Below are 22289 nucleotides of genomic sequence, written 5' to 3'. Positions count from 1 at the left end.
CCCCCATGATGCGATGGTTTCGTGCTTTCCTGCCCAAGGAAGAACGGTTCTTTGACCTGTTCGACCGGCATGCCCAGACGGTGATCCAGGGCTCCATCGCGCTCCAGGGCATGCTGAACGGGGGCGAGGAGACGCCGGTCTATTGCCAGCGCGTCAACCAGTTCGAGAATGATGCCGACAACATCACCCGCGAGGTGCTGACGGCGGTGCGCCGCACCTTCATCACCCCGTTCGACCGCGGCGACATCAAGAACCTGATCACGTCGATGGACGACGCCATCGACCAGATGCAGCAGACCGCCAAGGCGGTGATGCTGTTCGAGGTCCGCACCTTCGAGCCGCCCATGCGCGAGATCGGCGGGCTTCTGATCGAGTGCGCCAATCTGGTCGGCCGCGCGCTGCCGCTCATGCAGTCGATCGGCCCGAACGTCGCCATGCTGACCGCGATCACGGAGGAGCTCGGCAAGCTCGAGGGCCGCGTCGACGATCTCCACGACATCGGCCTGAAGGAGCTGTTCCTCAAGCATCGCGACGGCAATGCGATGGACTTCATCGTCGGCGTCGAGATCTACGACCACCTCGAGAAGGTGGCGGATCGCTTCGACGACGTCGCGAACGAGATCAACAGCATCGTCATCGAGCAAGTTTAGGGCAGGCCGCTGTGGATGCCGCGTTGGGTCTTCCCGTCCTGGTCGGCTTGATCGCCGTCGCGCTGCTGTTCGATTTCCTGAACGGCCTGCACGACGCCGCCAATTCGATCGCGACCATCGTCTCGACCCGCGTGCTGCGGCCGCAATTCGCGGTGTTCTGGGCCGCGTTCTTCAATTTCGTCGCCTTCATGGTGTTCGGCCTGCACGTCGCCCAGACCATCGGCACCGGTATCATCGATCCCTCGATCGTCGATGCCCAGGTGATCTTCGCGGCCCTGGTCGGCGCCATCGTCTGGAACCTCGTGACCTGGGCGCTCGGCATCCCGTCCTCGTCGTCGCATGCGCTGATCGGCGGGCTCGTCGGCGGCGGCATGGCCAAAGCCGGGATCTCGGCTGCGGTGTGGAGCGGATTGAGCAAGACGGTGCTGGCGATCGTGCTGTCGCCGCTGATCGGCTTCCTGCTCGCGATGATGCTGGTGGCGATCGTGTCCTGGGCCTCGGTGCGCTCGACGCCGTTCGCGGTCGATCGCGCCTTCCGCATCCTGCAATTCGCCTCCGCCTCGCTCTATTCGCTCGGCCATGGCGGCAACGACGCGCAGAAGACCATGGGCATCATCGCGGTGCTGCTCTATTCGCAGGGCCATCTCGGCAGCGACTTCTCGGTGCCGTTCTGGGTGGTGCTGTCCTGCCAGGCGGCGATGGCGCTGGGCACGCTGATGGGCGGCTGGCGCATCGTCCGCACCATGGGCCTGCGCATCACCAAATTGACTCCCATGCAGGGCTTTTGCGCCGAGACCGGCGGGGCCGCGACTTTGTTCATGGCGACCTATCTCGGGGTTCCGGTCTCCACCACGCACACCATCACCGGCGCCATCGTCGGCGTCGGCGCCGCCCGCCGCGTCTCGGCGGTGCGCTGGAACGTTGCCAGCTCGATCGTCTACGCCTGGGTGATCACGATCCCGGCCTCGGCCATCGTGGCGGCGCTGACCTGGTGGGCGGTCAAGATCTTTGTCAAGTAACCAGCTTCAGCCCGACGATCCCGGCGACGATCAGGGCGATGCTGGCAAGACGAAGGGCGGTGGCCGGCTCCCCGAACAGGACAATGCCCAGCGTTGCGGTGCCGACCGCGCCGATGCCGGTCCACACCGCATAGGCGGTTCCGACGGGCAGCGATTTGAGGGCGAGGCCGAGCAGGATGACGCTGCCCGCCATGGCCGCGAGCGTGACGACGGACGGAACAAGTCTGCTAAAACCCTCGGTGTATTTCAGGCCGATCGCCCAGGTGATCTCGAGAAGACCCGCGACGAACAGGATGCTCCAGGCCATGACGACCCTCCCTTCAAGGCAGGGTCGTCCCCGCGGCTGATGGGCGGGGAGGCCGTCCTCCCCCCAAGGCCAGTATGGCCAAGGCCGATATGGGGCTGGCCGGAAGGCTCCGCAATCACCAAATGAGGCTTGATCAGGCCCGTTTTCCCTGCCACACGCTCCCGCCATGTCCGACATCGCCACCACCACAGCCGAATCGCCGGCCCGTTCCCCGCTTGCCGCTGAAGTGGCGCGGCGGCGCACGTTTGCGATCATCTCCCATCCCGACGCCGGCAAGACCACGCTGACCGAAAAGCTGCTGCTGTTCGGCGGCGCCATCAACCTGGCCGGCCAGGTCAAGGCCAAGGGCGAGCGGCGCAACACGCGCTCGGACTGGATGAAGATCGAGCGCGAGCGCGGTATCTCTGTCGTGACCTCGGTGATGACCTTCGAGTTCGAAGGGCTCGTGTTCAACCTGCTGGACACGCCGGGCCACGAGGACTTTTCGGAAGACACCTATCGCACGCTGACCGCGGTCGATTCCGCCGTGATGGTGATCGACGCCGCCAAGGGCATCGAGGCGCGCACCCGAAAGCTGTTCGAGGTGTGTCGTCTTCGTGATATCCCGATCATCACCTTCATCAACAAGATGGATCGCGAGAGCCGCGACGTGTTCGAGCTGCTCGACGAGATCGAGAAGACGCTGGCGCTCGACACCACGCCGATGACCTGGCCGGTCGGCCGCGGCCGCGACTTCCTCGGCACTTACGACGTCGCCAATGGCGGCGTGCGCCTGCTCGAAGGCGGCGGTGCCAAGACCGGCGCGGCGCAGCAGATCGAGATCGCCGAGCTCGCCAAGCTCAATGCCAATCTCGATGTCTCCGCGGTCAAGGACGAGCTCGAGCTCGTCACCGAAGCGTCAAAACCGTTCGAGCTCGACGCGTTCCGCGAGGGCCATCTGACGCCGGTCTATTTCGGCAGCGCGCTGCGCAATTTCGGCGTCGGCGACCTGCTGGAAGGCCTCGGCAAGTTCGCGCCCGAGCCGCGCGCGCAGGACAGCGACCAGCGCAAGGTCGAGGCCACCGATCCGCGCATGAGCGCCTTCGTGTTCAAGATCCAGGCCAACATGGATCCCAACCACCGCGACCGCATCGCGTTTGCGCGTCTCTGCTCGGGCAAGCTCAGCCGCGGCATGAAGGCCAAGCTGGTGCGCACCGGCAAGAGCATGCCGCTGTCGAGCCCGCAATTCTTCTTCGCCCAGGACCGTTCGGTCGCGGATGAAGCCTTCGCCGGCGACGTCGTCGGCATTCCCAATCACGGCACGCTGCGCATCGGCGACACGCTGACCGAGGGCGAGGATTTCAACTTCGTCGGCGTGCCGAGTTTCGCGCCGGAAATCGTCCGCCGCGTCCGTCTCACCGACGCAATGAAGGCCAAGAAGCTGAAGGAAGCGCTGCAGCAGATGTCGGAAGAGGGCGTGGTGCAGGTGTTCCGCCCGCGCGACGGAGCGCCGGCGCTGGTGGGTGTCGTCGGCGCGCTCCAGCTCGACGTGCTGAAGGCACGGCTGGAGGCGGAATATTCACTGCCGGTCGAGTTCGAGGTCAGCGAATTCCAGCTCGCGCGCTGGGTCTCCTCGGAGGACCGCAAGAAGCTCGACACCTTCATCGCCGCCAACACCTCCAGCATCGCCGACGACGTCGACGGCGATCCCGTGTATCTGGCGCGGAACGAATTCTATCTCGGCTACACCAAAGAACGCGCCGAGGGCATCGAATTCACCAACGTCAAGGACGTCAAGAAGAAGGGGTAGGGTGGGCGCTCCGCCAGCTTTGCAGGCGCCCTCCGCTGTCATTCCCCGCGAAGGCGGGGAATCCAGTACGCCGCAGCCTCTCGATTCCATCACCGCCGTCACGGAGTACTGGGTCGCCCGGTCAAGCCGGACGACGACCCCGGTGTTGAACGCGCGCATGTGAACGCGCGCGGACTTGACGCATTCATGGACAATGCCACCTTTTCCGGTGTCATTGCGAGCTTACTCCATGTGGCGCGGCTTCCTTGTTTTTCTCCTGCTGACGATCTCGACGATCGCCGCCGACGCGCAGCGACGCCAGATCAATCCAATCCCGTTTGCGCACGAGCCGTGCAGCGTGCTCGACTATCGGCCCTGCACGCCGTCCTATTGCAGTCCCCTCGAGCCCGGCCCCTGCATTCCCGAGATCGACTATCCCTATGGGCAAAATCTTCAGCTGACGATCGAGAGCGTGCCCTCCGAAGCCGATCGCGCCAAGTATCGGAAGCCGGATCACGATCTCGACACGATCGGCGATCTCTTCGCCGAGCTACGCACCTGCTGGTCGCCGCCATCAAACGGTGCGCGCGCGGGCATGCAGATGTCGGTGCGTTTCAGTTTCAACAAGGCGGGCGGCCTGATCGGTCCGCCGCGCCTGACATTCGCAACCACCGGCGTTCCGGCCGACACCCGCGCGACCTATCTGAAGGCGATCAACGCCTCGCTGAACGCCTGCCTGCCGCTGAAATTCACTGGCGGACTCGCCGGTGCCCTGGCCGGGCGGCCGATCGCGATCCGATATGTCGACAATCGGCAGATCGGCCAGTAGCGCACGAGTTGCGAGCAGCCGCCAATCGATGATACCTCAGAGGCGGGGGCTGCATTGCGGGGAGGATGTCGTGGGTCTGCTGGTCATGATCCTGGGGCTGGTGCTGTTCTTCGCCACCCATGTTTTCACCACCAAACGTGAGGCGCGTGCGCAGGCAATCGCAAGGCTGGGCGAGGGGACCTACAAGATCCTCTATACCGTGGTCTCGCTCGCGGGTCTCGCGTTGATCATCTGGGGCTTTGCGCATTACCGCAGCTCCGGCTGGATCGACGTCTGGTATCCGCCGAAGGCGATGAAGCACATCACGCTCGCGCTGATGCTGCCCGCGGTCATCCTGGTGGTCGCCTCTTATCTGCGCGGCCGCATCTACGCGACGCTGAAGCATCCGATGCTGGCCGGCATCAAGCTGTGGGCGGCGGCGCATCTTTTGGCCAACGGCGATCTCGGCTCCATCATTCTGTTCGGCTCGTTCCTGGGCTGGGCGGTGTATGACCGCATTTCGCTCAAGCATCGCACCGACGCCGGCGGCCCCCCGATCCCGGTGGGCGGCGTCAGCAATGATCTGATTGCGGTCGTCGTCGGCGTCGTCGCCTATCTCGCGCTGGCCTTCGCGTTCCATCCGGTCGTGATCGGTGTTCCCGTGATCGGGGTCTAGCCGGTCAGCACAAGACCAAACCCCGATGTCCATGCGCGGAAGCTGATAAGAGCAACAAACCGAGGGCCCTTCGATGGACTGGTCGCAATCTCAGATCCCGCCGATGCGGTTCGAGGCGCGCTTCGGCGATCGGGTGGTGCCGGCATTTTCGGATCGGCCGGCGAGCGTGTGGGCGATGATCGCAGATGCGCGCGATCGCAATGCCGAAGGCGAGGCACTGATCGCAGGCAATGTCCGGCTGAGCTGGCGGCAGGCCGTGGAGCAGGCTGCGCGGATCGCCGCGGGCTTCCGCAAGCTTGGCCTGCAACGGGGCGACCGCGTCGCGATCCTGCTCGGCAACCGCATCGAATTCCCGCTGCTGCTGTTTGCCGCCGCGCATGAGGGGCTGGTGACGGTGCTGCTCAGCACGCGCCAGCAGAAGCCGGAGATCGCCTATGTCCTCGCCGATTGCGGCGCCAAGATCCTGATCCACGAAGCAGGCCTCGCAGAGCGGCTGCCCGATGCGGAGGAGGTGCCCGATGTGATCCACCGCATCGCCGTCGGCGACGATCCGGCTCGCTCGCGTTTCGCCGCGCTCGCCGACAACCTGTCGGCGCCTGCGCCGATCGCGGTGAGCGAAGAGGACACCGCGATGATCCTCTACACCTCGGGCACGACAGGCAGGCCGAAGGGCGCGATGCTGGCCCATTGCAACATCGTCCATTCCTCGATGGTGTTCGTGTCCTGCCTGCAATTGACGCAAACCGATCGCTCGATCGCGGCGGTGCCGCTCGGTCATGTCACGGGTGTCGTCGCCAACATCACGACGATGATCCGCTGCGGCGGGGCGCTGATCATCATGCCCGAGTTCAAGGCCGCCGAATACCTCAAGCTCGCCGCGCGCGAGCGCGTCACCTACACAGTGATGGTGCCGGCGATGTACAATCTCTGCCTGCTGCAGCCGGATTTCGACAGCTACGATCTGTCGAGCTGGCGCATCGGCGGCTTTGGCGGGGCGCCGATGCCGGTCGCGACCATCGAGAAGCTCAAGGCGACAATTCCCGGCCTGAAGCTGATGAACTGCTACGGCGCGACCGAGACGACGTCGCCCTCGACGATCATGCCGGGCGAGCTGACCGAGAGCCATATCGACAGCGTCGGCCTGCCCTGTCCCGGCGCGCGCATCGTCGCGATGGATCTGAGCGGGCGCGAGCTGCCGCACGGGGAGATCGGCGAGCTCTGGATCCAGAGCGCCTCCGTCATCAAGGGCTATTGGAATAACCCCAAAGCCACCGCCGAGAGCTTCACCAGCGGGTTCTGGCACTCCGGCGATCTCGGCTCGGTCGATGCGGAAGGCTTCGTCCGCGTGTTCGACCGGCAGAAGGACATGATCAATCGCGGCGGCCTGAAGATCTATTCAGCCGAGGTGGAATCCGTGCTGGCCGGCCATCCCGCCGTGATCGAGAGCGCGATCATCGCCAAGGCGTGCCCGGTGCTGGGCGAGCGCGTCCACGCCGTGGTGGTGACGCGCGCGCCGGTCGCAGGCGAGGCCCTGCGCGCCTGGTGCGCGGAGCGTCTGTCCGACTACAAGGTTCCCGAGACCCTGGCGATCACATCTGAGCCGCTGCCGCGCAATGCCAACGGCAAGGTGCTGAAGCGGCAGCTCCGTGAGCTCCTGGGCCCTTGAGCCGGGCAGGGCCATCCGGGCTCTCCCGGGTGGTTAACGCCTTGATCGGGCTCGCTTTGCCTTGCCACCGCCATATCGTTAGGGTACCTCGCCGCCACGTGGGGGACGGGATTCCTGACGCGAACGCTTCGGCGCGCGTACCCGGACGGGCATGGGATTAGCATAAGTGTCTGAATTATTTGACGAAGTCGACGAGGAAGTACGTCGCGAACAGCTTAAGAAGCTGTGGGATAGATATTCGGTTTACTTCATCGCCCTGATGGTGCTGGTCGTTGCCGGCGTCGGCGGCTGGCGCGGTTATCAATATCTGGAGGCCAAGAAGGCCGCCGAGGCCGGCGCCGCCTTCGAGAAGGCGGCGGAGCTGTCCGACCAGGACAAGCATGCCGAAGCCGAGGCCGCCTTCACCGAGCTCGCCGCCAAGGCGCCCTCGGGTTATCGCACCCTGGCGCGGCTGCGCGCCGCAGCCGAGGCGGCGCCCCGCGACGCCAAGGCTGCTGCCAAGATGTACGACGACATCGCTGCCGACCGCAGCGTCGGTGGTGAATGGCAGGATCTGGCCAAGATCCGCGCCGCCGGCCTGTTGCTCGACAGCGCCAGCTATGCCGACATGCAGCAGCGGCTGGAGCCTTCCGCCGCCCCCAAATCGACCTTCCGCCACACCGCCCGCGAGATGCTGGCGCTGTCGGCCTGGCGCAACAACGACATGACGGCGGCCCGCAAATGGCTCGACGCGATTGGTGAAGACGGCGAAACGCCGCCCGGCCTGCGCTCGCGCGCCGAGGCGCTCCAGGCCCTGCTGCCGCCCGTCGCCAAGAGCTGAGCAAAAAGAGCTGAGCAAGAAGAGCTGACGACGGCTCCCTGACCTAGACGAGACACGATATGCGCCGCACGCCACGCTTGATCGCAGCCGCCGTCCTGATCGCCTTCACGGGCGTCCTGGGCGGCTGCTCCAGCTTCGATCCAAGCGACATGCTCGACTTCCTCGACACCAAGAAGAAGCTGCCGGGCGACCGCAAGCCGGTCTTCCCGGAGGGTGTGCCGGGCCTCGAGCAGGGCGTTCCGAAGGACCTGTACAAGGGCGCGCAGCAGCAGCCCGATCCGAACGCGCCCGCCGTCGCGGCTCTGCCCGCCGAACCGCCGCCCGAGGCCAAGCCGGCGAAGGGTGCCAAGGCGAAGCACACGAGGCAGCCGGCCGCCGCAGCCGCAGCGCCGCCTGAAGCGCCCGCTGGCGAAGTCGACGGCGAGGCCCAGCCGGAGGCTGCGCCGGCCACGGCCGCTCCGCCGCCCAAGCACAAGATTGTCCGCAAGCGCACCACTGCGCCGCCGCCGGATCAGCCGGTTCAGCAGGCGCAACCGACCCAGACCACGCAGCAGCAGACGCAGGGCGGCTTCCCGGCGCCGCTGCCGAGCGGCAGCTTCTCGCGCTAATTTTTTCCTTTGATTGACAGGCGCAGCCCCGGCAGCGCACGAATGACCGATGTCCTTCACGATCGCCATCATCGGCCGGCCCAATGTCGGCAAATCGACGCTGTTCAACCGCCTGGTCGGACAGAAGCTCGCGCTCGTCGACGATCTGCCGGGCGTCACCCGCGACCGCCGCGAGGGTGAGGCGAGGCTCGGCGATCTCGAATTCACCATCATCGATACCGCAGGCCTCGACGAGGGCGCCAAGGGCTCGCTGACCGCGCGCATGCAGGAGCAGACCGAGACCGCGATCGCGCAGGCCGACGCGCTGTTCTTCGTCATCGATGCCCGCGTCGGCCTCACGCCCACCGACCGCGCCTTCGCCGATTTCGCCCGCAAGGCCAACAAGCCCGTGCTGCTGGTCGCCAACAAGAGCGAGGGCAAGCACGGCGATGCCGGCGCGATGGAATCCTTCGCGCTCGGCCTTGGCGATCCCATCCAGATCTCGGCCGAGCATGGCGAGGGCATGGGCGAGCTCTACGATGAGCTCGCCAAGCTGATGCCGGAGCCCGTCGACGACGACGAGACCGAGGACGACGAGCCGCTCACCGAGGAAGAGGCCGCCACGCGCCCGATCCGGGTCGCCATCGTCGGCCGGCCCAATGCCGGCAAGTCGACGCTGATCAACCATCTGCTCGGCGAGGAACGCCTGCTGACGAGCCCGGAGGCCGGCACCACGCGCGATTCCATCGCGGTCGAGATCAACTGGAAGGGCCGTGAGTTTCGCGTGTTCGACACAGCAGGTCTCCGCCGGCGCTCCCGCATCGAGGAGAAGCTGGAAAAGCTCTCGGTCGCCGACGCCCTGCGCGCGGTCCGTTTTGCCGAAGTCGTCGTGATGATGATGGATTCGCAGAACCGCTTCGAGGAGCAGGATTTGCGCATCGCCGATCTGATCGAGCGCGAGGGCCGCGCGGTGGTGCTCGCCGTCAACAAATGGGACCTGATGGAGAGCAAGGGGGGCGGTGCGATCTCGGGTCTGCGTCGCGATGCCGACCATTGGCTGCCGCAGATCAAGGGCGTGCCGATCGTCGCGGTCTCGGGCCTGATGGGCGAGGGCATCGATCGGCTGATGCAGGCGATCCAGGACGCCTACGCGCTTTGGAACCGGCGCGTGTCGACGTCGGCATTGAACCGCTGGTTCGAGCAGGCGGTTCAGGCCAATCCGCCGCCGGCCGTGTCCGGCCGTCGGCTCAAGCTCAATTACATCACGCAGACCAAGGCGCGCCCGCCGAGCTTCGTGCTGTTCTGCTCGCGCGCTGACGCGGTGCCGCAGTCCTATTTGCGCTACCTCATCAATTCCATGCGCGAGACCTTCGAGTTGCCGGGCACGCCGGTGCGCATCACCTTGCGCGAGAAGGCCAATCCCTTCGCGCACAAGCGCAAGCGGCCGTCGTGAGTGACGGCGCGGGCCAGGCAACGGCGCAAGGCTCTGTGCCGGTCCGGCGCGGCGCGGTCGCCTTCATCTTCGTCACCATCCTCCTGGACATGCTCGCGCTCGGCGTGATCATGCCGATCCTGCCGAAGCTGATCGAGAGCTTCGTCGACAACGATACCGCCCACGCCGCCCGCATCTTCGGCCTGTTCGGCACCGCCTGGGCGCTGATGCAATTCGTGTTCTCGCCGTTGCTCGGCGCGCTGTCGGATCGTTTCGGGCGGCGGCCGGTGGTCCTGCTGTCGAATTTCGGGCTCGCGGCCGACTACGTGCTGATGGCGCTGGCGCCGTCCCTGGTGTGGTTGTTCGTCGGCCGGGTTATCTCGGGGATCACTTCGGCCAGCATCTCGACGGCGTTTGCCTATATCGCCGACATCACGCCGCCGGAGCGGCGCGCGGCGGTCTTCGGCCGGATTGGAGCGGCGTTCGGCGCCGGCTTCATCCTGGGGCCAGCGCTCGGCGGTCTGCTCGGCGACATCGATCCGCGCCTGCCGTTCTGGGCGTCGGCGGCCCTCAGCTTCGCCAATGCCCTCTACGGTCTGTTCGTCCTGCCGGAATCGCTCGCGCCCGACAAGCGCGCGCCGTTCCGCTGGCGAAGTGCCAGTCCGCTCGGCGCGCTCCGCCTGTTGCGCTCCAATGCGGTGCTCGCTGCGTTGTCCGTCGTCAATTTCATCGCGCAGGTCGCGCATGTCGTGTTGCCCTCGACCTTCGTGCTCTATGCGACCTATCGCTACGGCTGGGATTCCAAGACCGTGGGACTGACGCTGGCGATGGTCGGCATCTGCGCCATGGTGGTGCAGGGGCTTGCGATCGGCCCGATCGTGCGCGTGCTCGGCGAGCGGAACGCGCTGTTGCTGGGCCTGTGTTGTGGCGCGCTCGGCTTCGTCGTCCTGGGCGCTGCGCCGACCGGGCCGCTGTCCTGGATCGGGATTCCCATTCTGGCGCTGTGGGGCATCTCGGGTGCCGCCTCGCAAGCATTGATGACGCGGCTGGTCGCGGCCGAGCAGCAGGGCCAGCTCCAGGGCGCAACCGCGAGCGTGCAGAGCGTGTCGCAGCTCGTCGGCCCGTTCCTGTTCACGCTGACCTTTTCCTATTTCATCAGCGCCGGCGCGCCGCTGCATCTGCCCGGCGCACCGTTCCTGCTCGCGGCAGCGCTCATGGTGGTCTGCGTAGCGATCGCGGTGCGGACGTTGGGGGCGGCGAAGACGGGATCGTAGGGTGGGCAAAGGCGCGCAGCGCCGTGCCCACCATCTGTTCGTGATAGCAAGAAGTCGTGGGCACGCTTCGCTTTGCCCACCCTACGGCAGCGGAGAATGCCGCGCGAGATCCCGGGTTCGATGCTTCGCATCGCCCCGGGATGACCGCTACGCGGTCACTTTTTCACCAGCGGACAATCGCTGTCCTTGAGCGGCTTGGCGGCGTCTTCCGCCGAGATCGTGGCGATCTGCTTGTAATAGTCCCACGGTCCCTTCGACTCTTCCGGCTTCTTCACCTCGAACAGGTAGGCCGGGATGAGGCGGCGGCCGTCCTGGCGCAGCGGGCCGTTGCCGAACAGCGGATCGTCGGTCGGCAGCTCCTTCATCTTGGCGACGACCTTGGCGCCGTCATGCGGATTGCCGCCGAGCGCGTCCATCGCCTTGAGATAGTGCAGCACCATCGCGTAGTTGCCGGCCTGCGTCATCGACGGCATCGCGTTCTTGCTGGCCAGCGCCGAGAAGCGCTTGGACCATTCGCGGGTCTTGTCGTTCAGGTCCCAGTAGAACGATTCGGTGAAGGTCAGGCCCTGCGCGGTCTTGAGCCCCAGCGAGTGCACGTCGTTGATGAACAGCAGCAGCGCCGCAAGCTTCTGGCCGCCCTGGACGATGCCGAACTCGGCCGCCTGCTTGATGGCATTGGTGGTGTCGCCGCCGGCGTTGGCGAGGCCGATGATCTTGGCCTTCGACGATTGCGCCTGGAGCAGGAAGGAGGAGAAGTCCGCGGTGTTGAGCGGGTGCTTGACGCCGCCGAGCAGCTTGCCGCCATTGGCGGTGACGACGGCGCTGGTATCGCGCTCCAGCGCATGACCGAACGCGTAGTCGGCGGTGAGGAAGAACCAGCTGTCGCCGCCGGCCTTGGTCAGCGCTTTGCCGGTGCCGTTGGCGAGCATGTAGGTGTCATAGGTGTAGGAGACCGTGTTGGGCGTGCAGGCCTTGCCGGTGAGATCCGCGGTGGCAGCGCCCGAATTGAGCAGCACCGCATTCTTTTCCTTGACGAGGTTGCTGACCGCCAGCGCGACGCCGGAGCTCGGCGTGTCCGCGATCGCATCGACCTTGTCGTTGTCGATCCACTGCCGGGCGATGTTGACGCCGACGTCGGGCTTGTTCTGGTGATCGCCGCTCAGCACCTCGATCTTCCAGCCCTTCTTGAGTAAGCCGGAATCCTCGACCGCCATCTTGATCGCAACCACGGAGTTGGGGCCGCCGATGTCGGCATAGAGGCTCGACATGTCGTTGAGCACGCCGATCTTGACGGTCTTGTCCTGCGCGTAGGCGGATGTTGCAAAACCGAAGGCGGCACAGGCCAGAAGGGCGGCGGAGCGGCGCGCGAACGTCGTCGTCATAAAAGGTTTCCTCCATTGTCAAATATGCGGACGGCTCTCTTGCGGAGCCTTGTTCCGGCTGATTGGCTCTAGCCTGTCCCAGGGCCGGCGGCAATGCGCCTAAAGCCGGATGACGCTGCGTCGTAGCGTCATCCGTCGGTTAACTTTTTGGGAAAAATGCGTTGAGACGCTATTTGAGCGCGTCCGATGTCAGCTTGAATTTCTGGATGCGCTTTCCGGTATCGACCTCGGCGGTATAGACGTTACCCCCGGCGTCGATCGCCATGGCGTGCACCCAGTGGAATTGACCGGCGTTGCGGCCGTTATGCCCGAAGCTGCCGACCACGCTGCCGTCCTCGCGCTTGATGACCCGGATCTCGTTGTTCTCGCCGTCGGCGCTGAGCAGATAGGTTTGCTTCGGATCGGGCCAGATCGCGATGTCCCAAACCGCGCCGTTGCCGAGCGTGTTCTTCTCGAAGAAGAACTCTTTCACGAAGCTGCCGTCCTTCTTGAACACCTGGATACGGTTGTTGATGCGATCGCAGACATAGACGAGGCCGTCATTGGCGAGCTTCACGCAGTGGACGGGGTTGCCGAATTGCTGCGACGCCGGCGTCTTGGGATCGTAGGGCGCCTGCTTGGCGTCGTCGGGCTTGTTGCCGTAGGCCCCCCAGTGCCGCTTGTAGGCGAGCGTCGTCGCATCGAACACGATGACGCGGCGGTTGCCATAGCCGTCGGCGACGTAGATTTCGTTGGCCTCCTTGTCGAGCGCGGTCTCGGCGGGTTTGCCGAGCTGCGTCGTATCGTTGCTGCCGAGGCTCGGGGCGAACTTGCCGATCTGGGCGACGAATTTGCCGTCGAGCGTGAACTTCACGATGGCGTTGTCGTTGTCGGCATTGCCGCCGACCCAGACGAAGCCGCGCTCGTCGACTTCGATGCCGTGCTCGCGGCCGACCCATTCATAGTCCTGCCCGGGACCGCCCCATGAGCGCAGCAGATTGCCGTCGACGTCGAATTCGAGCACGGGCGGCGCCGACACGCAGCATTTCGAGCGCGGCGGATTGAGGCTTGCGCCTTTCTCGTCGTCGGTAAGCGAGCGCGGGCGATGGATCACCCAGATATGGCCCTGCCAGTCGACGGTGATGCCGCCGACCTGGCCGAGGATCCAGTTGTTCGGCAGCTGCTTTGGCCAGGAGGGATCGACCGCAAAAGTCGGGACGTCGCCGGCATTCGACGCAACCGGAAGAGCGAAGGCGACGGCTGCGATCAGAATGGAGAGAGCGTGACGTGCGAGCGCGGACGTAGGGCCGGCGCGATCATGCCATGGCGCCATGGCAACCTCCCTTTTTTGGCGTGCGGCTTGCTGCCGCTTGCGCGCGGGCAGTCAATCGCGGGGAGGCAGTCGAGTCAATCAGGCTGGGGAGCGGAAGCTCATCAGGCTGCGGGTCTTGTAATCGTAGAACTTGCCGGTCTCGGTCCAGTCAGGCGCGCACATCGGCACGATGAATTCGGCGACCTGCTCGGGTGTGTCGAGCGTCGCCGGGTCTTCGCCCGGCATCAGCGTCGCGCGCATGCGGGTGCGGACCGGTCCCGGGTTGAACAGATTGACGCGCAGCTTCGTGTTCGCGGTCTCCTGCGCCCAGGCGCGGGCCAGTGTTTCCAGCGCGGCCTTGGACGCCGCGTAGGGGCTGACATAGGCGGTCGCCTTGTTGGCGGCGCCCGAGGTGATGAACACGGCGCGGCCGGCATCGGATTGCCTGAGCAGCGGCTCCATGCAGCGGATCAGCTGGAAGTTCGCGGAGACGTTGAGGGCCATCACGTCGGTGAAGGTCTTCAGCTCGATATGGCCGATCGGCGAGGAGGGGCCGAGCACGCCGGCATTGCCGACGAGGATGTCGAGTTTGCCGTAGCGTTCGTGCAGGCCGGCGCCCAGCCGCGCGATGCCGTCGGAATCGGTGAGATTGAGCGGCACCAAGGTGGCGCTGCCGCCGAGTTTCCGGATCTCGTCGTCGAGCTCTTCCAACCCGCCCTGCGTGCGCGCCACCGCCACGATATGCGCGCCGGCCTTGGCGAGTGCGATGGCGGTGGCATAGCCGATGCCGCGCGAGGCGCCGGTGACGAGAGCGATGCAGTCAGCGAGAGGATTGGTCATGGCGGGGTTTTACAGGGGTGGATGGCCGGGACAAGCCCCCATCACGCCGTCATTCCGGGGCGATGCGAAGCATCGAACCCGGAATCCAGAGCTTACAGGACTACGTCGAGATTCCGGGATCGCGCTGCGCACGCCCCGGAATGACAGCCGAGGGTCAGCTCGCCTCCGCCAGCAGAGACAGCTGCCGGGGCTGCTGCTCGGTCTGGGTCTGGTCGGTGAGGTGGGTCGGATAGGCCCCGGTAAAGCAGTGATCCGAGAATTTTGGATTGGCAGGATCGCGGCCGGGTTCGCCCATGGCGCGGTACATGCCGTCGATCGACAGGAAGGCGAGCGAGTCGGCGCCGATGATCTCGCGCATCTCCTCCAGCGAATGCGTCGCCGCGAGAAGACCGCCGCGATCGGGCAGGTCGATGCCGTAATAATCGGGATAGAGGATCGGCGGTGAGGCGAGACGGAAGTGCACTTCCTTGGCGCCGGCATCGCGCATCATGCGCACGATCTTCTTCGAGGTGGTGCCGCGCACCAGCGAGTCGTCGATCAGGATGATGCGCTTGCCTTCGATCGCGGCACGGTTGGCCGAATGCTTCATGCGCACGCCGGATTCGCGGATCGCCTGCGTCGGCTGGATGAAGGTGCGGCCGACATAATGGTTGCGGATGATGCCGAGCTCGAACGGCACACCGGAATACTGGCTGTAGCCGACCGCGGCGGGGACGCCGGAATCCGGCACCGGCACGACGACGTCGATCGGCACGTGGCTCTCGCGCGCGAGCTGCGCACCGAAGGCCTTGCGCACCTCGTAGACCGAACGGCCGTGGACGATGGAATCCGGGCGGGCGAAATAGATGTATTCGAAGATGCAGGGACGCGGCGCCATCGGCGGGAACGGCTTGTGGATGTCCTGGCCGTTCTCGTCGAACACGATGACTTCGCCCGGCTCGATGTCGCGGATGAAGCGCGCGCCGATGATGTCGAGCGCGCAGGTCTCCGAGGTCAGGATCGGGCAGCCGTCGAGCTCGCCGAGCACCAGGGGACGGATGCCGCGCGGATCGCGCGCGCCGACCAGCTTCTTGTTGGTCAGCGAGACCAGCGCATAGGCGCCCTCGATCTCGCGCAGCGCGTCGATATAGCGCTCGATGAAGCGGGCGCGCCTGGAGCGCGCGACCAGATGCAGGATCACCTCGGTGTCGGTGGTCGACTGCATCATCGCGCCGTGCTTCACGAGCTCGCGGCGCAGCGTCAGGCCGTTGGTGAGATTGCCGTTATGGGCGACCGCGAGACCGCCAGCATTGAGCTCGGCGAACAGCGGCTGCACGTTGCGCAGGATGGTGGCGCCGGTGGTGGAGTAGCGGACATGGCCGACGGCCATATTGCCGGGGAGGCGGTCGATCACCTCGCGGCGGGAGAAGGTGTCGCCGACGAGGCCGAGGCGGCGTTCACTGTGGAAGCGGCTGCCGTCGTAGGAGACGATGCCGGCGGCTTCCTGGCCGCGGTGCTGAAGGGCGTGGAGACCGAGCGCGGTGATGGCGGCGGCGTCGGGGTGGCCATAGATGCCGAAGACGCCGCATTCCTCGCGCAGCGTATCTCCTTCCAGGTCGTCCTGAACCTCTAGTGCGGCCGGGCCCGGACCGGCGTTTGGATCGAGATCAAGTTGGGCGTCCTGGTCAGGGTGTCGCATCTCGTCCGCGCCTCTCTTTAAGGGCAATCAACGCGCCGCAGGTTTCTCGATCAGTTTCTTCAAACTGTCACGAGCAGGTTTACTGTATCCGTCACCACTGCCCGAAGGCTGCTGCTCGGATTCAGCTTGATCATCATCTGGTTTGTTTTTCTTGAATCTCTTCAAGATGGTGTTCTCGGGGTCGTCAGGCAAGAGGGCCATCAGCCAATCCCCGGTTCCCTGGAGCACGACGCGGGATTTGGCCCCCGTCACCCAGTCCGGGCGCTGCTTGTCCGGAACCAGCCAGGTGAAGAACAGGAAGGCGACCACGACGATCAAAAGCCCGCGAGCCAGGCCAAACAGGAAGCCGAGGGTGCGGTCCAGCGCGCCGATCCTGGAATCCAGGATCATGTCGGAGATCCGGACCGTGATCACGGAAACCACGACCAGGGTGCCCACGAACACGCCGGCGACCACGACCACGCTCGCGACGGTGTCGTTGTTGAAATAGGTCTTGGCGGTCGGCAGCAGCTTCGAGAACGAGTACAGCGTCACGATCGCCGCGGCGCCCCAGGCCGCGATCGACAGGATTTCGCGCATGAAGCCGCGGACCATGGCAAGCAGGCCCGAGATCAGCATCACACCGAGCAGGATCAGGTCGAGGAGTGTTACTGGCATCGGCTGGTCTGGTCCGCTCGTACGTCGAAGGTGCTCTAGCGAATCGGTGTTTGGCCGCTGCCCTAAAAGAGGGGCAGACGGCGTTCCCGGCAAGGCCGCAACCACGCAATCCCATGCTGCTTTTGTGACGGCTGTATAGCGGCGGGGGCCTCCGACGTCACCTCCACCTAACCCTCTCCACGGCGGAATCTTGCCGGTGTGGCATTTTTCTCTGCCGGCGCGTTCGATTCGCCCCGGCGGGAGCCCTTGGCGGCAATCTCTGCGACCAATGTCGTCAGGCTGTTGACCGCGTTCAGGGCCAGTCCGGCGTCACCGCCGGCATCCCCGCCTCGGGCCGATTCGGGCAGCACGGCGCGCTTGAAGCCCAGCTTGACCGCCTCCTTGAGCCGGGCCGGGGTCTGCGCCACCGGCCGGATCACGCCAGAAAGTGAAATCTCGCCGAAATAGACCGCATCGGTGGGTAACTGCGCATTAACCAGGGAGGACACCAGCGCGGCCGCGGCGGCCATGTCGGCCGCGGGCTCGTGGATGCGCAGACCTCCCGCCACGTTCAGATAGACGTCGTGGCCCGACAGCTTGACCCCGCAATGGGCCTCCAGCACCGCCAGCACCATCGAGAGCCGACTCTGATCCCAGCCCACCACGGCCCGTCGCGGCGTGCCGAGCGAGGTCGGCGCCACCAGTGCCTGCAATTCGACCAGGACGGGCCGCGTGCCCTCGATTCCTGCGAACACTGCGGTGCCGGGCGTGCCGAGATCGCGCTCGGACAGGAACAGCTCGGAGGGATTGGTGACCTCGCGCAGGCCAAGGCCCGTCATCTCGAACACGCCGATCTCGTCGGTCGGGCCGAAACGGTTCTTCACGGCGCGCAGGATGCGGAATTGCTGCGAGCCTTCGCCCTCGAACGACAGCACGGCATCGACCATGTGCTCGACCACGCGGGGGCCGGCGATCTGGCCGTCCTTGGTGACATGGCCAACCAGGATGATGGCAGCGCCCGTCTTCTTGGCGAAACGTATCAGCGCCTGTGCCGAGGCGCGCACCTGGGTCACCGTGCCGGGCGCGGATTCCACCGTGTCGGTCCACATCGTCTGGATCGAATCGATCACGATCAGCCGCGGGACCGCGCCCTCCGACAGCGTCGAGACGATGTCCTCGACCGAGGTTTCGGCGGCGAGCTGCACCGGCGCATCCGACAGCCCCAGCCGTTCGGCGCGCAACCGCACCTGCGCGACCGCCTCTTCGCCGGAGATGTAGACGATGCGGTGGCCGGCGCGCGCCATCATGCTGGTGGCCTGCGTCAGCAATGTCGACTTGCCGATGCCGGGATCGCCGCCGACCAGCAGCACCGAGCCGCGGACGAAGCCGCCGCCGGTGACACGGTCGAGCTCGGTCATCCCGGAGGACAGGCGAGGCGCATCCTGGGTTTTCCCCGACAGGCTCTCCAACGCAAACGTTCGTCCCTTGCGCTTGGAGCGGATCGACACCGGCACGCTGCCGCTGGTGTCTTCTTCCGCGAGCGTATTCCACTCGCCGCAGGATTCGCACTTGCCCTGCCAGCGGTTATAGGCCGCGCCGCAGTTCTGGCAGACGAAGGAAAGGGTGTTCTTGGCCATGGGGCGTCAATCGTGCTCACGGAGATTGCGTCGCGTTCCATAGCATGGAGAGCCCGGCCGCGACCATGATCGCGTCCATCAGCAGGCGGAACATGTCCGGCTTCAGGTGCAGCACGAAGCGTTTTGCGATGAAGGCGCCCGACATCAGTGAGGCGCCCGCGATCAGCCCCTTGATGAAGACATCGCCGGTCAACGCGCCGAAGCGCTCGAAGGTCACGGATTTCGCGAAGTAGAGGCCGAGCGAGGAGGCCGCCTCGGTGGCGAGGAAAGCGCCCTTGCTGAGTCCGTAGAACAGGAACAGCGGCACGCTGAGCGGGCCGGTCGAGACCACGATGCCGGTGAGATAGCCGATCACGGCGCCGCCGACGGCGAGATGCCAGAGATTGGCCTTGAGGTCGTGCCGCGCCAGCCAGTGCCGCACCGGCACCATCGCGATCAGAAAGATGCCGATGGCGAGGTCCACCGCATGCGAAGGCAGCGCCAGCAGCGTCCGTGCGCCGAGCACGGCCGCCGGAATGCCCGTGACCGAGTAGGCCGCACAGGCCCGCCAGTCGACCTCGCGCCACCAGGCCAGGATCCGCGAAAAGTTCGCCATCACGGACGCCACCGCCATGATCGGCACCGCCTCCTTCGGCCCATAGGCGTAAACCAGCACCGGCATCAGCATGATCGACGAGCCGGTGCCGACGATGCCTGAGATGGTGCCGGCGACGAGGCCGACGGTGAGGACGAAGAGGAAGGCCAAAACGCTCTCCACGAATCGGGAGAGTTTAGCCGCGGGCAGCGATATGGGCGATTCGTGCTAGGCGAGGGAACCTATTGCGCTGCGCATCGGCATGCCGGTCTGGGCGCCGGCTTTGAGGCATTTCAATGCGGCCGCTTCGCAGCTCACATCGAGCGCAATCTGCAGCGACACGCCTTCGCTCAGCATGGCCGCAAACGCGCCGACAAAGGTGTCGCCGGCGCCGGTCGTGTCCACCGGCGTGATGCGCGGGGCGGGCGCACGCAGGCGGGTGCCGTCGGCCGTTACGGCCAGCGCGCCTTGCGCACCGGCGGTCACGATGCAGGTGAGGTCGCCGGCCCTGGCGAGGTCCGCGGCAGCGGCCTCGTAGCTGGACGTAGCGAGGTCGATGGCTGCGGCGGCGTCCAGCGCCTCGTGCTCGTTGACGAGGAGATGGTCGGTCACGGCAAGAAGCTTTGTCACCATCTCGCGGGTCATCCTCTCCGGGACGGGCGCGAGATTCCAGACGACGGTGCCGGCGGCCAATGTCGTCCTGCGCGCAGCCTCGAGCGCCTGCGCGAAGGGCACTTCCATCTGAAGCACCAGCACCGTGTCGGGCGTGAAGAGTGCGGCACCAAGATCTCCGGCACTCGCGGCCATGTTGGCGCCGCTCGCCACCGTGATCGCGTTCTCGCCGGCCTGATCGACCGTGATGAAGGCGCAGCCGGTCGGCTCGTCGGCCGCGACGACGAGACCGGTGTCGACACCGTTTGTCCGGAGGTTCTCGATCGCGCTGTCGCCAAACCCGTCCCGGCCGACGCGGCCCGCCATCCGGACTTGTCCCGGTCGCGCGATCCGCGCGGCGGCAACGGCCTGGTTGGCACCCTTGCCGCCGAAATGAATCTGGTAGGACGGCGCGAGCACCGTCCGGCCGGGGCCGGGAATGATCGGGACCTTCGCGACGAGATCGATGTTGAGCGATCCGAACACCAGGATCATGGCGGAGAGGCCTTCAGCCTTGCTCGTCCATGACGCGCAGTTTCTCGACCCGGCGGCGGAAATCCTCGTCGGTCGAGAATTCCGCGGAGAGGTAGGACGAGACGAGATCCACGGCGAGCCAGGCGCCGACGATCTGCGCGCCGATGCACATGACGTTGACGTCGTCGTGCTCGACGCTCTGATGGGCGGAATGAACGTCGTGGCAGACCGCGGCGCGGATGCCCTTCATCTTGTTGGCCGCGATCGAGGCTCCGACCCCGGTGCCGCAGACCATGATGCCCCGCGCGGCTTCGCCCGACGTCACCTTCTGCGCCACGGCCCGCGCGATGTCGGGGAAGTCCACCGGCTTGTCGTCATGGGAGCCGACATCGACGATGTCGTGGCCGAGCTTGCGGATGTGGTCGATGACGGTCTGCTTGAGCGGCCAGCCGGCGTGGTCGGATCCGATGACGAGACGCATGTGGTGTCCTTCTTGATTTTGCATTGACCGTGACAGCCGGAAAGCGGCTGTCACGGCTTCCCTTCGTTCAGCTACGCATGTCGGGCGGCAGCTCGACCCCGTGGAATTTCTTGTAGATCGCGTTGAGCTTGCCGTTCTTGACGTTCTCGGTGATCCAGCCGTTGAGCTTGTCCATCAGGCGCTGCTCGCCCTTCTTCAGGCCGATGGCGAGGTCGAAGGTTGCGAGCGGAATCTTCGACTCGAAGATGCGGGCGGGATTCTTGACGCCGATCTGGTTGATGATCGTGGCCGATGTGCCGACGCAATCGACCTGACCGGAGACGGCCGCAGTGACTTCCGTGGCGTCGTCGTCATAGCGGGCGATCGTCAGCTCCTTGTCCTTCATGTTGGACAGGGTGGTATCCTGCGTGGTCCCGCGCGAAACGCCGATGGTCTTGCCTTTCAGGTCGGGCCAGTCCTTGACGTTCATCGACTTCAGGCAGCCGACGTCGGATTGCAGCGTCGCATAGCGCTTGGTGAAGTCGATGACCTTGGCGCGCTCGGGCGTCACCGACAGGGTCGAGATGATGATGTCGGCCTTGCCGGTCAGGACGTTCGGGATGCGGGTCGCGCCGGTGGTCTGGATGAATTCGAGCTCGAGGCCCCAGTCCTTGGCGAGCAGCTGGGCCACCTCGACGTCGGAGCCGGTCGGCTTCATGCTGGAATCCATCATGCCCGAGGGCGGAATCGCAAGGTCGGTTGAAATGCGAATCTTCTTGGCCTTCATCACGTCGTCGAGCAGGTCGGCCGATGCCGGCGTGGTGGACAAAATGACGAGGCCGAGTAGCGCGGCGGCGGTCCCAAGCAGTGTCTTGTTGGTCATCCCTAGTTCTCCTCTCCCTGTTATGATTTTAGATTTCCGGTGCCCACGAATTGCGTGAGTTCCGGCGTCGTCGGCGATATCAGGATCGAGGCGGGGCCGGTTTCGTGAACCTTGCCGCGGTGCATGAACACGATCCGGTCGGCGATCCCTTTGGCAAAGCCCATCTCGTGCGTGACCATCACCATGGTCATGCCGTCCGCCGCCAGCTGCTCGATCACCTTCAGCACTTCGGCGGTGAGCTCGGGGTCGAGCGCAGAGGTGACCTCGTCGAACAGCATCACCTTCGGCTGCATGGCGAGCGAGCGCGCGATCGCGGCGCGCTGCTGCTGGCCGCCCGACAATTGCTCGGGATAGGCGTGCAGCTTCTCTTCGAGCCCGACCTGCGCCAGCACCTTTCGTGCGAGGTCCTTGGCCTGCGAGTTCGCCAGGCCCTTCACGGCGCAGGGCGCCAGCGTGATGTTCTGCTCGATTGTCAGGTGTGGAAACAGGTTATAGCTCTGGAACACGATGCCGACGTCCTGGCGTAGCGCGCGCAGATCGACGTCGGGACGGTCGACCCGATGCCCGCAAACGACGATCTCGCCGCCGTCGACCTTCTCGAAACGGTCGATGCAGCGCAGCGCTGTGCTTTTGCCGGAGCCTGAGCGGCCGATCAGCGCCAGCACTTCGCCGCGCTCGACTGCGAAGCTGACGCCATCGAGGACCCGGAGCGAGCCAAAGCTCTTTTGCACGTCGCGGAGCGACACGATTGAATCAGAGGAGGGGTTCTGTTGCAT

General features: G+C 65.6%; 22 protein-coding genes. 10 read left to right on the top strand and 12 right to left on the bottom strand.

Going from position 1 to position 22289, the window contains the following annotated elements:
- The first annotated feature begins 5 nt into the window (after positions 1–5).
- A complete protein-coding gene (locus GGD65_RS27205) occupies positions 6–650 on the top strand; it encodes a DUF47 domain-containing protein (protein WP_018317614.1) in 645 nt (214 codons plus the stop codon).
- A gap of 11 nt (positions 651–661) precedes the next feature.
- Complete coding sequence (locus tag GGD65_RS27200; RefSeq protein ID WP_092252770.1) at positions 662–1669, top strand: inorganic phosphate transporter; 1008 nt, start codon at positions 662–664, stop codon at positions 1667–1669.
- On the opposite strand, the gene sugE is transcribed toward GGD65_RS27200, so the two are convergent.
- Complete coding sequence (sugE, locus tag GGD65_RS27195) at positions 1662–1976, bottom strand: quaternary ammonium compound efflux SMR transporter SugE (RefSeq protein ID WP_018317612.1); 315 nt, start codon at positions 1974–1976, stop codon at positions 1662–1664. The two genes, GGD65_RS27200 and sugE, sit on opposite strands and share 8 nt — an antisense overlap.
- A gap of 166 nt (positions 1977–2142) precedes the next feature.
- Here sugE and GGD65_RS27190 point away from each other — a divergent pair, with 166 nt between their 5' ends.
- From GGD65_RS27190 to GGD65_RS27155, 8 genes are all read left to right on the top strand, one after another.
- Positions 2143–3765, top strand: a complete 1623-nt coding sequence (locus GGD65_RS27190) for a peptide chain release factor 3 (protein ID WP_018317611.1) — start codon at positions 2143–2145, stop codon at positions 3763–3765.
- A 229-nt stretch (positions 3766–3994) separates the two neighbouring features.
- Positions 3995–4573 (top strand): hypothetical protein, encoded by a 579-nt coding sequence (locus tag GGD65_RS27185; RefSeq protein ID WP_183237184.1) that lies wholly within the window; start codon positions 3995–3997, stop codon positions 4571–4573.
- A 70-nt stretch (positions 4574–4643) separates the two neighbouring features.
- On the top strand, positions 4644–5228 hold the full coding sequence (locus tag GGD65_RS27180) for an NnrU family protein (RefSeq protein WP_092252774.1): 585 nt from the start codon (positions 4644–4646) through the stop codon (positions 5226–5228).
- A gap of 73 nt (positions 5229–5301) precedes the next feature.
- A complete protein-coding gene (locus GGD65_RS27175) occupies positions 5302–6894 on the top strand; it encodes a class I adenylate-forming enzyme family protein (protein WP_183237183.1) in 1593 nt (530 codons plus the stop codon).
- 166 nt (positions 6895–7060) lie between these two features.
- A complete protein-coding gene (locus GGD65_RS27170) occupies positions 7061–7714 on the top strand; it encodes a tetratricopeptide repeat protein (protein ID WP_179730716.1) in 654 nt (217 codons plus the stop codon).
- 59 nt (positions 7715–7773) lie between these two features.
- On the top strand, positions 7774–8322 hold the full coding sequence (locus tag GGD65_RS27165; RefSeq protein WP_183237182.1) for a hypothetical protein: 549 nt from the start codon (positions 7774–7776) through the stop codon (positions 8320–8322).
- Positions 8323–8371: 49 nt separating this feature from the next.
- Complete coding sequence (gene der, locus GGD65_RS27160) at positions 8372–9754, top strand: ribosome biogenesis GTPase Der (protein ID WP_018317605.1); 1383 nt, start codon at positions 8372–8374, stop codon at positions 9752–9754.
- Entirely contained in the window at positions 9751–11007 is a 1257-nt protein-coding gene (locus GGD65_RS27155; protein ID WP_183237181.1) for a TCR/Tet family MFS transporter, read from the top strand. The genes der and GGD65_RS27155 overlap by 4 nt, the downstream gene beginning before the upstream one ends.
- 155 nt (positions 11008–11162) lie before the next feature.
- Here GGD65_RS27155 and GGD65_RS27150 read toward each other — a convergent pair whose 3' ends face one another.
- From GGD65_RS27150 to GGD65_RS27100, 11 genes are all read right to left on the bottom strand, one after another.
- Complete coding sequence (locus tag GGD65_RS27150) at positions 11163–12389, bottom strand: ABC transporter substrate-binding protein (protein ID WP_018317603.1); 1227 nt, start codon at positions 12387–12389, stop codon at positions 11163–11165.
- Positions 12390–12558: 169 nt separating this feature from the next.
- Positions 12559–13701 (bottom strand): hypothetical protein, encoded by a 1143-nt coding sequence (locus GGD65_RS27145; protein ID WP_183237180.1) that lies wholly within the window; start codon positions 13699–13701, stop codon positions 12559–12561.
- Positions 13702–13779: 78 nt separating this feature from the next.
- Positions 13780–14520: an SDR family NAD(P)-dependent oxidoreductase gene (locus GGD65_RS27140; protein ID WP_183237179.1), complete on the bottom strand. Its 741-nt coding sequence runs from the start codon at positions 14518–14520 to the stop codon at positions 13780–13782.
- 154 nt (positions 14521–14674) lie between these two features.
- Positions 14675–16198, bottom strand: coding sequence for an amidophosphoribosyltransferase (gene purF / locus GGD65_RS27135; protein WP_018317600.1), 1524 nt, complete (start codon positions 16196–16198; stop codon positions 14675–14677).
- 27 nt (positions 16199–16225) lie between these two features.
- Positions 16226–16855, bottom strand: coding sequence for a CvpA family protein (locus tag GGD65_RS27130; protein WP_018317599.1), 630 nt, complete (start codon positions 16853–16855; stop codon positions 16226–16228).
- Positions 16856–17022: 167 nt separating this feature from the next.
- Positions 17023–18471 (bottom strand): DNA repair protein RadA, encoded by a 1449-nt coding sequence (radA, locus tag GGD65_RS27125; protein ID WP_092252790.1) that lies wholly within the window; start codon positions 18469–18471, stop codon positions 17023–17025.
- 16 nt (positions 18472–18487) lie between these two features.
- On the bottom strand, positions 18488–19216 hold the full coding sequence (locus tag GGD65_RS27120) for a sulfite exporter TauE/SafE family protein (protein ID WP_183237178.1): 729 nt from the start codon (positions 19214–19216) through the stop codon (positions 18488–18490).
- A gap of 57 nt (positions 19217–19273) precedes the next feature.
- Complete coding sequence (locus GGD65_RS27115) at positions 19274–20191, bottom strand: ribokinase (RefSeq protein ID WP_179730710.1); 918 nt, start codon at positions 20189–20191, stop codon at positions 19274–19276.
- A 13-nt stretch (positions 20192–20204) separates the two neighbouring features.
- A complete protein-coding gene (gene rpiB, locus GGD65_RS27110) occupies positions 20205–20651 on the bottom strand; it encodes a ribose 5-phosphate isomerase B (protein WP_018317596.1) in 447 nt (148 codons plus the stop codon).
- A 67-nt stretch (positions 20652–20718) separates the two neighbouring features.
- Positions 20719–21513 (bottom strand): transporter substrate-binding domain-containing protein, encoded by a 795-nt coding sequence (locus tag GGD65_RS27105; RefSeq protein ID WP_092252796.1) that lies wholly within the window; start codon positions 21511–21513, stop codon positions 20719–20721.
- Positions 21514–21533: 20 nt separating this feature from the next.
- The gene (locus tag GGD65_RS27100; RefSeq protein ID WP_183237177.1) at positions 21534–22289 is read right to left on the bottom strand and encodes an amino acid ABC transporter ATP-binding protein; all 756 of its coding nucleotides are present in this window, start codon (positions 22287–22289) and stop codon (positions 21534–21536) included.

It is taken from the genome of Bradyrhizobium sp. CIR18 (assembly GCF_014198295.1).
GTDB lineage: Bacteria > Pseudomonadota > Alphaproteobacteria > Rhizobiales > Xanthobacteraceae > Bradyrhizobium.
This window is presented reverse-complemented; position numbering and strand designations above follow the sequence as displayed.

What these genes read in the sequence shown, in the direction of transcription:
- GGD65_RS27205 (WP_018317614.1), top strand. Translation starts at nt 6, where the DNA reads ATGATGCGATGGTTTCGTGCTTTCCTGCCCAAGGAAGAACGGTTCTTT.
- sugE (WP_018317612.1), bottom strand. Translation starts at nt 1,976, where the DNA reads ATGGCCTGGAGCATCCTGTTCGTCGCGGGTCTTCTCGAGATCACCTGG.
- GGD65_RS27190 (WP_018317611.1), top strand. Translation starts at nt 2,143, where the DNA reads ATGTCCGACATCGCCACCACCACAGCCGAATCGCCGGCCCGTTCCCCG.
- GGD65_RS27185 (WP_183237184.1), top strand. Translation starts at nt 3,995, where the DNA reads ATGTGGCGCGGCTTCCTTGTTTTTCTCCTGCTGACGATCTCGACGATC.
- GGD65_RS27175 (WP_183237183.1), top strand. Translation starts at nt 5,302, where the DNA reads ATGGACTGGTCGCAATCTCAGATCCCGCCGATGCGGTTCGAGGCGCGC.
- GGD65_RS27165 (WP_183237182.1), top strand. Translation starts at nt 7,774, where the DNA reads ATGCGCCGCACGCCACGCTTGATCGCAGCCGCCGTCCTGATCGCCTTC.
- der (WP_018317605.1), top strand. Translation starts at nt 8,372, where the DNA reads ATGTCCTTCACGATCGCCATCATCGGCCGGCCCAATGTCGGCAAATCG.
- GGD65_RS27150 (WP_018317603.1), bottom strand. Translation starts at nt 12,389, where the DNA reads ATGACGACGACGTTCGCGCGCCGCTCCGCCGCCCTTCTGGCCTGTGCC.
- GGD65_RS27145 (WP_183237180.1), bottom strand. Translation starts at nt 13,701, where the DNA reads ATGGCGCCATGGCATGATCGCGCCGGCCCTACGTCCGCGCTCGCACGT.
- GGD65_RS27140 (WP_183237179.1), bottom strand. Translation starts at nt 14,520, where the DNA reads ATGACCAATCCTCTCGCTGACTGCATCGCTCTCGTCACCGGCGCCTCG.
- purF (WP_018317600.1), bottom strand. Translation starts at nt 16,198, where the DNA reads ATGCGACACCCTGACCAGGACGCCCAACTTGATCTCGATCCAAACGCC.
- GGD65_RS27130 (WP_018317599.1), bottom strand. Translation starts at nt 16,855, where the DNA reads ATGCCAGTAACACTCCTCGACCTGATCCTGCTCGGTGTGATGCTGATC.
- radA (WP_092252790.1), bottom strand. Translation starts at nt 18,471, where the DNA reads ATGGCCAAGAACACCCTTTCCTTCGTCTGCCAGAACTGCGGCGCGGCC.
- GGD65_RS27115 (WP_179730710.1), bottom strand. Translation starts at nt 20,191, where the DNA reads ATGATCCTGGTGTTCGGATCGCTCAACATCGATCTCGTCGCGAAGGTC.
- rpiB (WP_018317596.1), bottom strand. Translation starts at nt 20,651, where the DNA reads ATGCGTCTCGTCATCGGATCCGACCACGCCGGCTGGCCGCTCAAGCAG.
- GGD65_RS27105 (WP_092252796.1), bottom strand. Translation starts at nt 21,513, where the DNA reads ATGACCAACAAGACACTGCTTGGGACCGCCGCCGCGCTACTCGGCCTC.
- GGD65_RS27100 (WP_183237177.1), bottom strand. Translation starts at nt 22,289, where the DNA reads ATGCAACAGAACCCCTCCTCTGATTCAATCGTGTCGCTCCGCGACGTG.